Origin of the sequence: Blautia sp. MSK20_18, assembly GCF_020553125.1 — a bacterium.
Classification (GTDB): Bacteria; Bacillota; Clostridia; order Lachnospirales; family Lachnospiraceae; genus Blautia_A; species Blautia_A fusiformis.
Genome location: NZ_JAJCGR010000062.1, coordinates 1 through 8,994 on the forward strand (window position 1 = coordinate 1; position 8,994 = coordinate 8,994).

General features: G+C 35.9%; 13 protein-coding genes and 1 pseudogene. All 14 read left to right on the forward strand.

Going from position 1 to position 8,994, the window contains the following annotated elements; translation table 11 throughout:
• Positions 1-740: YecA family protein (locus tag LI091_RS17735; protein ID WP_265191416.1), on the forward strand; the 740-nt coding region annotated here is incomplete at its 5' end.
• Positions 741-1,142: 402 nt separating this feature from the next.
• Complete coding sequence (locus LI091_RS17740) at positions 1,143-1,601, forward strand: DUF6075 family protein (RefSeq protein ID WP_055066383.1); 459 nt, start codon at positions 1,143-1,145, stop codon at positions 1,599-1,601.
• Complete coding sequence (locus LI091_RS17745) at positions 1,601-1,777, forward strand: hypothetical protein (RefSeq protein WP_005426617.1); 177 nt, start codon at positions 1,601-1,603, stop codon at positions 1,775-1,777. Before LI091_RS17740 ends, LI091_RS17745 begins: the two co-directional genes overlap by 1 nt.
• A 23-nt stretch (positions 1,778-1,800) precedes the next feature.
• Entirely contained in the window at positions 1,801-2,577 is a 777-nt protein-coding gene (locus tag LI091_RS17750; protein WP_005426615.1) for a ParA family protein, read from the forward strand.
• Positions 2,570-3,457 carry a ParB/RepB/Spo0J family partition protein gene (locus LI091_RS17755; protein ID WP_265191417.1) on the forward strand — a complete coding sequence of 296 codons (888 nt, stop codon included), beginning with the start codon at positions 2,570-2,572 and terminating at the stop codon, positions 3,455-3,457. The genes LI091_RS17750 and LI091_RS17755 overlap by 8 nt, the downstream gene beginning before the upstream one ends.
• A 22-nt stretch (positions 3,458-3,479) precedes the next feature.
• Positions 3,480-4,562, forward strand: coding sequence for a replication initiator protein A (locus LI091_RS17760; RefSeq protein ID WP_265191418.1), 1,083 nt, complete (start codon positions 3,480-3,482; stop codon positions 4,560-4,562).
• Positions 4,559-4,945, forward strand: a complete 387-nt coding sequence (locus LI091_RS17765) for a DUF6050 family protein (protein ID WP_005426609.1) — start codon at positions 4,559-4,561, stop codon at positions 4,943-4,945. The genes LI091_RS17760 and LI091_RS17765 overlap by 4 nt, the downstream gene beginning before the upstream one ends.
• A complete protein-coding gene (locus tag LI091_RS17770) occupies positions 4,911-5,198 on the forward strand; it encodes a DUF6809 family protein (protein ID WP_015541255.1) in 288 nt (95 codons plus the stop codon). The genes LI091_RS17765 and LI091_RS17770 overlap by 35 nt, the downstream gene beginning before the upstream one ends.
• A gap of 59 nt (positions 5,199-5,257) precedes the next feature.
• Positions 5,258-5,452, forward strand: coding sequence for a hypothetical protein (locus tag LI091_RS17775; protein WP_005426607.1), 195 nt, complete (start codon positions 5,258-5,260; stop codon positions 5,450-5,452).
• Complete coding sequence (locus tag LI091_RS17780) at positions 5,430-5,735, forward strand: helix-turn-helix domain-containing protein (RefSeq protein ID WP_243269335.1); 306 nt, start codon at positions 5,430-5,432, stop codon at positions 5,733-5,735. The genes LI091_RS17775 and LI091_RS17780 overlap by 23 nt, the downstream gene beginning before the upstream one ends.
• Positions 5,732-6,538 (forward strand): hypothetical protein, encoded by an 807-nt coding sequence (locus LI091_RS17785; protein WP_265191419.1) that lies wholly within the window; start codon positions 5,732-5,734, stop codon positions 6,536-6,538. The genes LI091_RS17780 and LI091_RS17785 overlap by 4 nt, the downstream gene beginning before the upstream one ends.
• 60 nt (positions 6,539-6,598) lie before the next feature.
• Positions 6,599-7,315 (forward strand): hypothetical protein, encoded by a 717-nt coding sequence (locus tag LI091_RS17790; protein ID WP_265191420.1) that lies wholly within the window; start codon positions 6,599-6,601, stop codon positions 7,313-7,315.
• Positions 7,316-7,500: 185 nt separating this feature from the next.
• Positions 7,501-7,983, forward strand: a complete 483-nt coding sequence (locus LI091_RS17795; protein ID WP_117457903.1) for a PcfB family protein — start codon at positions 7,501-7,503, stop codon at positions 7,981-7,983.
• A gap of 215 nt (positions 7,984-8,198) precedes the next feature.
• Positions 8,199-8,951: pseudogene (locus LI091_RS17800) on the forward strand (type IV secretory system conjugative DNA transfer family protein); the annotation flags it as partial.
• Positions 8,952-8,994 lie beyond the last annotated feature (43 nt).

Sequence of the window (8,994 nt, forward strand, 5' to 3'; positions counted from 1 at the left end):
ATAGTTTACATGCAACAGCCAGAAATTTCGATACACCCTCTTATTGGACGCTTACGATTAATACTCTATTAGGCGAGTTTATAGTGGCTTATCCTTATTTGATTCCGGCTTTGTCGTTACAATTTTGTGATGAAGGAAGTGTAGATCTTGAAGTGGAGGGAACTACAACAAGTACGTATGAAGATGTAAAGCAGTTTTATTTAGATGCATATGAGACGTTAGGAAATCTTTTGATTATTCCAGCGGCAATTGATAATATAAAAAATAGAGGTGATGCGAACGATTTTATTGCGAACAATGCAGGAATTGTTTCTTTGGATAAATTTATAGCTGCGACAAAAGCTAATAGATTTCATTTATATAACAAGAATGAACTCTATATGCGTACGATAGATGTAAAGTATAATCAAAAACTTCGGAATGCAATAGGACATAATGATGTTGAGTATGAAACATCAACTCAAAAAATAATATATATTCCAGATCCTAAAAAGAGAGAAAAGAAACTGTCTGAATATCTGCTTGAATTTGAAATTGAAGCATTAAGTATGTTTCAAGCAATTTTGGTTATTTCAGAATACCTTTATAGGTTAAGAGAATTAGAATTGCTTGCTAAAGGGGTAGTGCCTTTGCCAGTTGAATTTCCTATAAAGGAAAGAAAAAAGAAAAAGATTTATCCTAATGAAAAGTGTCCATGTGGCAGTGGACTGAAATATAAAAAATGTCATGGAAGACTCTAAAAATCCTTAGTAGTAATCTTTTATTTTTTACTACCAATTTTACTACTAACAGGTAGTAACAACATGCTCAATTCTGCTCTGATTTGCTATAATCTGTAATTTCAGAGCATTTCACAAAATCTCCAGAAATCCTTGCAAAACAGGGTACTGCAGGGCAAAACAAGGAGAAACAAGGAGAAACAAAATTATGATAAAAGTGCTTTTCATTTGCCACGGCACTACCTTAGCAAAATTCTGAAAAACCTTGATTTTACAGTATATTTTTGAACCAGTAGGGATGTTTTACTAAGTTTTTACTAAAGAGGAATCCCTAGCACGAATTTAGAAAAGTAACATATAGTATGACCTTATTAATTGGTAGAACAATTGGTAAGGTCCTTTTTTATTTCAAGGAGGTTCAAAATGAAAAGTACAGCGTTAGGAGCAGAAAACATTATTTTTATCAGTGATGCACATGAAAAATTCTACTATGAAAAATTACAAGAAGTACGGTATCAGGATGTGTACCATAAGGCATTGTGTTATTGTCTGGGTATTAATGGAGATACCAGAAAAAATGCTGACAGAATTTATAATTTTAAAACGGGGTCTGTTAAAACGAAATGTTTACATGAAGGATGGCAGACAAGCGGTAGCTTAAAAGTGGTAAGGATGGCATTTAATCTGTACTGTAACAGCACGCCAAGCGTTTGGGATTATGAAGATGCAGAGGAACAGGTAAACGAGTGCAGACAGTATACAGTAGAGGATATCTTCTGCTGTGCATATGCACCATATTTTTGGCAGGCAATACAGATCCGTTATCCGGAATATGTAGTGTACAATCAAAAGTTACATGCCATGCTTGGAGGAATAGATTAATGCTGAAAGTGAGACTGATGGGAACAAAAAATGATATTGCATGGTTTCAGAAAATCCTGCAGCGTCATCCTAAAATTGAAGTTATGGAATTATCGGAACTTTATTCCAATAAAGGGACGAGCAAATATTATAGAGCTTATGCTGAAATTGAAAAAAGTAATGTAAATAAAAAATAGTAGAAAAACAGGAGAATTATATCATGTGCAAAATAATCGCAATCGCAAATCAAAAAGGTGGAGTAGCAAAGACTACAACCACTATTAATCTTGGAGTAGGACTGTCTAAGGTTGGAAAACGTGTAATGCTGATAGATGCTGATCCACAGGGACATTTGACAATGGGACTTGGTTTTCCAAAGAACTTAAGGGTAACATTGAAAACAATGATGGAAAATATCATTATGGGATTAGAATTTGATCCCAGGGAAGCAATTTTACACCATGAGGAAGGAATAGATGTAATTCCATCTAATAAACTTCTTTCGGGAATGGACATGTCATTATTTACGGTAGAGGACAGAGAAAAAGTCTTAAAAGAATATCTGGAACTTTTGGAAAATGATTATGACTATATCCTGATTGATTGTATGCCCTCGTTGGGAATGATGACAATTAATGCGTTAAGTGCAGCTGATAGCGTTTTGATTCCGGTGCAGCCTCAATACTATGCGGCAGATGGCCTCATGGAATTACTGAAAGTTGTGAAAGGCATTCATCAGAGATTTAATCCTGATTTACAGATTGAAGGGATTCTGTTTACAATGGACAGCAGTCATTATAATAATTCAAAGAGAAATAAGCAGGCAGTACGAGATGCTTATGGAGCAGAGATTATAATTTTTGATCAGACAATTCCAAGAACAGAAGCTCTTGCCGAAACTGCATCAGAAGGTGTCAGTATTTTTTCTTACGATGCAAAAGGAAAAGGTGCGTACAGTTATCAAGCACTTGTCCAGGAGGTGCTGAATCATGCGTAAACCTAAGAAAGAAATTCAGCTTACTTCTTATGATGAATTGCTTGGAATCAATGAAGCCGAACAGAATACTCTTAATCAGATTGTTGAAGTGCCATTAAATGAGTTACATCCTTTTAGAAATCATCCATTTCATGTAAATGATGATGAAAAAATGGCTGAAACAGTAGAAAGTATCAAGAATTATGGCATCTTAAATCCTGCATTGGTACGTCCTCGCGCAGAGGGAGGATATGAACTGATTGCTGGTCACAGGAGAAAACGTGGTTGCGAACTGGCTGGAAAAAGTAAAATGCCAGTACTCATACGGAACTATACCGATGATGAAGCCGTAATCGTTATGGTGGATTCTAATATACAGAGAGAAAATTTGCTTCCAAGCGAAAAGGCATATGCTTATAAGATGAAGATGGATGCAGTAAAACATCAGGGCATAAAAGACGAAAACGCAGCTTCTGTTGACAGTGCAGATCTGGTTGGACAGGCTGCCGGTGACAGTGGAAGAACCGTTCAGCGTTATATACGCTTGACCTGTCTTATTCCGGAATTGCTGAAATTGTTGGATGAAGGAAAGATTAATTTTACAGTAGGTGTTTCATTAACCTATTTATCAGAAACGGAGCAGATTTGGGTGAAAGACTGCATAGTGTCTGGAGCAAGCTCTGTTACAGGTTCAATGGCAACAAAACTGAAGCAATACAGCGATGAAGGTAATCTGACAGAATTAGCGGTACAGCTTATTTTGAATGAAAAGAAAACAGAGACAGGAAAAATTACTTTAACTGAAAAGAAAATACGAAAGTATTTTCCAAAGGAATATAACAGAGAACAGATTGAACAGGTTATCTATGAACTGCTTGATAACTGGAAGAAAAGCCAATAACGAGGGAAGGAGGGAAAGCAAAATGGCAAAATCCGAAAGCACAAAAATAGAGTTTGGTTATTTTCACGATTATGAATCGGAACAGTTTGCTTTTTACCGTATTCCCAAAGTATTATTCACAGATGAATATTTCCGTAATCTGTCCAGCGATGCAAAGGTTCTTTATGGGCTGATGCTGGACAGAATGGCTTTATCTATCAGAAATAATTGGGTGGACAATGAGGGGAAAGTTTATATCATATTTACATTGGAACAAGTGATGGAATATATGAACTGCGGAAAAGACAAAGGTGTGAAAATTCTTGCAGAATTAGATACTGATAAAGGAATTGGTTTGATTGAAAGAGTAAAGAGAGGATTGGGAAAACCAACAATTATTTATGTAAAGAGCTTTGTATATAGAAAAGAAAAAGTATTAGATTCGGCAGAGAATGATAACCGAAGTCAAGAAGTCGGAAAAGCCGAAGTCAAGAGTTCGGAAAAACCGAAGTCTGGAGTTCTGGAAAGTCGAAGTCAAGAGTTCGGAAAAACCGAAGTCTGGAAGTCGGAAAAATCGAAGTCTGGAGTTCGGAAAAACCGAAGTACAGAAGTCGGAAAAACCGACCCTAATAATACTAATTATAATTATACTGATATTAGTAATACTGATATTAGTAATACTGACAGAAGTAATACTGATCTTATCAATCTTTCAGATTCTTCCGAACAGCAGTCAATGGATTTGATGGAAGAGATGAAGCTATTCCAGATGAATACTGCACTTGTAAAAAGAAATATTGAATATGACTGTCTTGTACAACGATGCAGATTAGGGGAACAGCAACAGTTGGATGAAATTGTGGCACTAATTGTGGAAACAATCAGCATAGAACGGGAGAATATTACAATCAGTGGAGTGAAATACCCATATCAGTTCGTAAAAAGCAGATTATTGTTGCTGGAAGAAAGCCACATAGAGTATGTACTTGACTGTCTGCATGAGAATACCAGGGAAGTAAAGAACATAAAAGCGTACTTGCTTACCTGTCTTATGAATTCAATAACGACAATAGGCAATTATTACCAGGCAAAAGTAAATCATGATATGTACGGAGGTGGCATATGAGAGGAAAAGAAATTATAACAAAATTGATAATTCCTGGTGCAATAGCTATGATTATCTGCTTAATTGTTCACCCTATGTGCATGAATGGTGAAATATTAGACTGGAGAAAATTATTGCTTTTTGTGGGAATACCTTTCGGAATCCAGAAAATGTTTTTGTTGGTCGTTCCAAGAAATGTGGGGACAGGGGAAATGCTTGGTTTGGTGGTACTTAAACTGATGGTAGGAAGTTTGATTGGAATAGGGGTTCTTGCCTGGAGATTATTAGCTGTAGCAGGCATTTTGCTAAAAAACGGCATTTCTGGAATTATATGGATCATAAAAAGACTGAAAGAAATGGTGATCAAAAATGAGCGAAAAGCAACTGGAAAAATTGTATTATAGCATTTATCCAATGAATCAATGTGAGACACAAAGTAAAAGTTATGAAGAGACAAAGGAACTGTGTGAAACATTAGAAAAGGAAATGATAAGTCTAATGAGTCCGGATCTGCAGGCAATGTTTGAGGATTACAAGGAATATACTTTAAATCTTAAACAAACAGAACAGAGAGACGCTTACATAGATGGATTAGCGTTTGGGATTCGCACAATTTCGGAAGCCTTTTTACATGAGAACAAAAATAGAATATGGTGATTGAAAAAGCAGTCTGTCAAGGCTGCTTTTTCTGTACCGCTTACCTAGGAGGATGAGATGTGATTGATTTGATAATTATTATTATGGCAGGAATAGTGCTTTTGTTTTTGCTGTCTTGTTGCTTTATGGTTGCAAGGCTATTGGATGAGGAAATATCTATGTATGGATATGAAGGAAAAGAAAACTGGGAAAGGGAACAACTTCCCGACAAATTGTCGAGAAGTTCAACAGATGAAAGACATGGAGATAAATGAAAAGATTCGTTATTTTCGGAAACAGAGAGGGCTATCGCAGGAGCTGCTTGCAGAACGAACAGGAATTAATGTGAATACAATTCGGAAGTATGAAATAGGCATACGAAAGCCGAAAGTAGAACAATTAAAGAAAATTGCGGATGGACTTGAAATTAGTGTAATAGAATTTTTGAATATTGAAATAGAAAATGAAGCGGACTTGATTGCTATGCTGAAAAAAATCAGTCCGTTTTTTAAGTGGGACGGATTGCTTCATGTATTGGAGGGGGAAAAGTTTTTATGATTGGTGTAGGAAGTGCATTGATATCACTGTTTCTGGTTTTGGTTTGTTATTCATTAATACTGACAGCGAAAAGAGCAGATGAAAACTTATTGATGATCTGTGAACAGAATCAGAAAATTGAAAAAGAGAAAGGAAAGCAAGAAATGGAATCAAAGAGAGACATTTTGAGAGTGATTGAAAAAGAAATCAAAAAAGGAAGTGCGCCAGTTGCATTTGCGGGTTTGGGGTTTTCCGAGGAATGTTATCATTTGGTAGATAGTCAGGCTAAGATGAACCAACTTTTAGATTATTTTTTTCGCAATGAAGAATACGCAGCTTTGACAGATCGGCAGGTAAAAAGTAATATCTATGCAGAAATGGGCAAAAGGCTGAATTTCCGTAGTGCCAGATCTAATCGAGACAGAAAGAATATGGAGGTAGCGGCGAAACGATGGATTAAGAAAAAGCATCCAACATTTGATGGTGATGTATATGTCGAAAATATCCGGTGTTTTCTGGATATTTCCCGGGAAGAGTTAGAAAAACGTAAATGTACTGTTAATGAACAGGATATCACAGCACTTATTTTCAGTCAGAAACATCTGGAAGCATTATATCTGCAATGCCTTATGCACAGGCGAAACGCAATGCAAGAGGTCCCAGAATTAAAAGGTTTGTCAGAAACGTGCAATCGGATTTATAAATTGCAGGATGTAGATGTATTATTTCAGTGTTTACTGATGGATCAGATGGATTGGGAAGAAGGAAAGTTGTATGTGCAATTCAGTACTGTATATTTATTACTGAGTTTAAGAAATAAATGACAGAATAAGTATGATTGGTTATAATAAAATAAATTGACAAATAAGTAGAGGGAGGGTCTGATGAATAAAGAAGATCATTTTATAGATACAGATAAATTGGGTGATGTGTTACTTGAGTTTTCAAAAAAAATAAGTCGTTTCTCACAAAATATACCAGATACTTTATTTGGAAGTTTGACAGAATTTTTAAAAAATATACCAGATGATGTTAAGAATACGCAACTTTTTGCAAACGTTCAAAAACTAAGTAATTATGATTTGAATTATGAAGATGTCTGGTGGTTGGTAAACAGTTATGGGCTTATTGATAAAGAAGATGCGGAAGAAGAACTTATGGAGTATTATGAGCAAGAAAATAAATTACATTGTTATATAAAAAGTATTATAAGCAATCCGTCCATAAGTGAACGTGAAAAATTAGTAATATTGTTATCACATATAGAACCGTTAATATATAATACTTTAAATTACACGAAACAGCCTTATTCAAAAGTGAAACAAATAGTAAAACGAATGTCTATAGATGAAAATGAGGGAATGTCTTCTGAGAGTGTGGGAAAACTTTACGTTATGGGAATTACATATGTAGTGTTTGCAAATACTGACGCTTATACAAAGGAAATTGATAAAAGAATTCCGTTTAGAAATAATATTCTGCATAATGGAATTGTTGAATATGGAACGGATGATATACATAGTGCATATGAGTTGTTAGTTGAGTTCATTTCAATGCTGGTATTCATAAAAAAACAGCTTATTAATGAAAAAACGAAATAGAGAATTTGTAGCCGGTTGGTCCATTTTATTAGAAATTGGAATCAGCCGGCTTTTTATATTTTAAAGAGTACTTCTCGACAATTTGTCGGGAAGTGGAAAGGAGCCAAATTCCAATGAAAATATATCTCCCCCATCTGTTAGTTCCACCATAATTTGCTGATCGGAATCGAAAGGAGGCGTGCAAATTGCAGGAAGAAGTTACACAGAAAACAATCGCATTGTCGGTTAAAACTGCAAGAGTGACTGCCGACGTGTTAAAAAATATGCTGCGGAAGTATCTGTCAGGACAGAAGCAAAAGGGAAAGAATCCTTACAAGGTTGGAAAACAGTCATACAAAGAACTGAAAAGCCAGGGTTCTGGTTTATCCAATATTGAAATCACAGATGGAAATATCAAGTCTTTTGAGCGTGTGGCGAAGAAATACCGCTTAGATTTTGCCTTGAAAAAAGACAGTTCGACCAAGCCACCGACTTACTATGTGTTCTTTAAAGGGCAGGATACAGAAATGATGAATCTGGCATTTAAGAAATATTTGGGTGTACAGATGAATAAAAAGGATAAACCATCTATTATGAAAAAACTTATGCACTTTAAGGATGCTGTGTCTAAAGGAAAGAACAGAGAACGAGCAAGAGAACAGCAGAAAGACAGAGGGCAGAGTTTATGACGGAGAAAAAACAGCAGCATAAGAAGAAAAGAGGAAAAGTTCAGCATATCAGAGGCTCTCCGAAAAAGAGAAAAATATCTGGAAAAGCTTTTTTTTCTTCAGAGAGTATCCCAGGAAAAATTCTTGCGGATGTGAAAAATCAGATTACGGATAAGGCAAGTGAATTGAAGAGGGCAGATCAGAAAAAGCTGTTTTTAGCTAATTTCCCCTATCTGATGTTTGCTTATTTTTTCAATAAGATTGCCTGGCTGTATCGGGTAAACACCGGAGCAACTTCCTGGGATAAATTTATGAACACTATTACTTATTTTGAACTGGCGTTTCGGAATCTCTGGCCAAGCTTGAATCATATGGATCTGTTTTGGGGAATTACAGGAGGCGTGGCTGTAAAGTTTATTATTATTTACCGCACGAAAAATGCCAGGAAATATCGGCTGGGTGTGGAGTATGGTTCTGCCAGATGGGGAACAGAAAAAGATATACGACCATATGCTGATCCTGAATTTGAAAATAATATTATTCTCACAGAAACAGAGAGTCTTACTATGTCAAGCAGACCAAAGAATCCGAAATACGCCAGGAATAAAAACATTCTGGTAATTGGCGGTTCCGGTTCTGGAAAAACCAGATTTTTTGTAAAGCCTAACATTATGCAGATGCACAGCTCTTATGTGATTACTGATCCAAAGGGAACTGTGCTTCTGGAAGTTGGCAGTATGCTGGCAAAAGGCAGTCCAATGACGGATGAGAATGGAAAAATCATGCGGGACAAAGAGGGAAAAGTTATATATGAACCGTATAAAATCAAAGTTTTGAATACAATTAACTTCAAAAAATCCATGCACTATAATCCATTTGTATATATCCGCAGTGAAAAAGATATTCTAAAACTGGTAACAACCATTATTGCTAATACCAAAGGTGAAGGGCAGCAATCAGGTGAGGATTTTTGGGTAAGTGCGACACGTTCGCAGGCGGTAAAAAGTCTGCGCACAGTGTTGGTTTATTAAA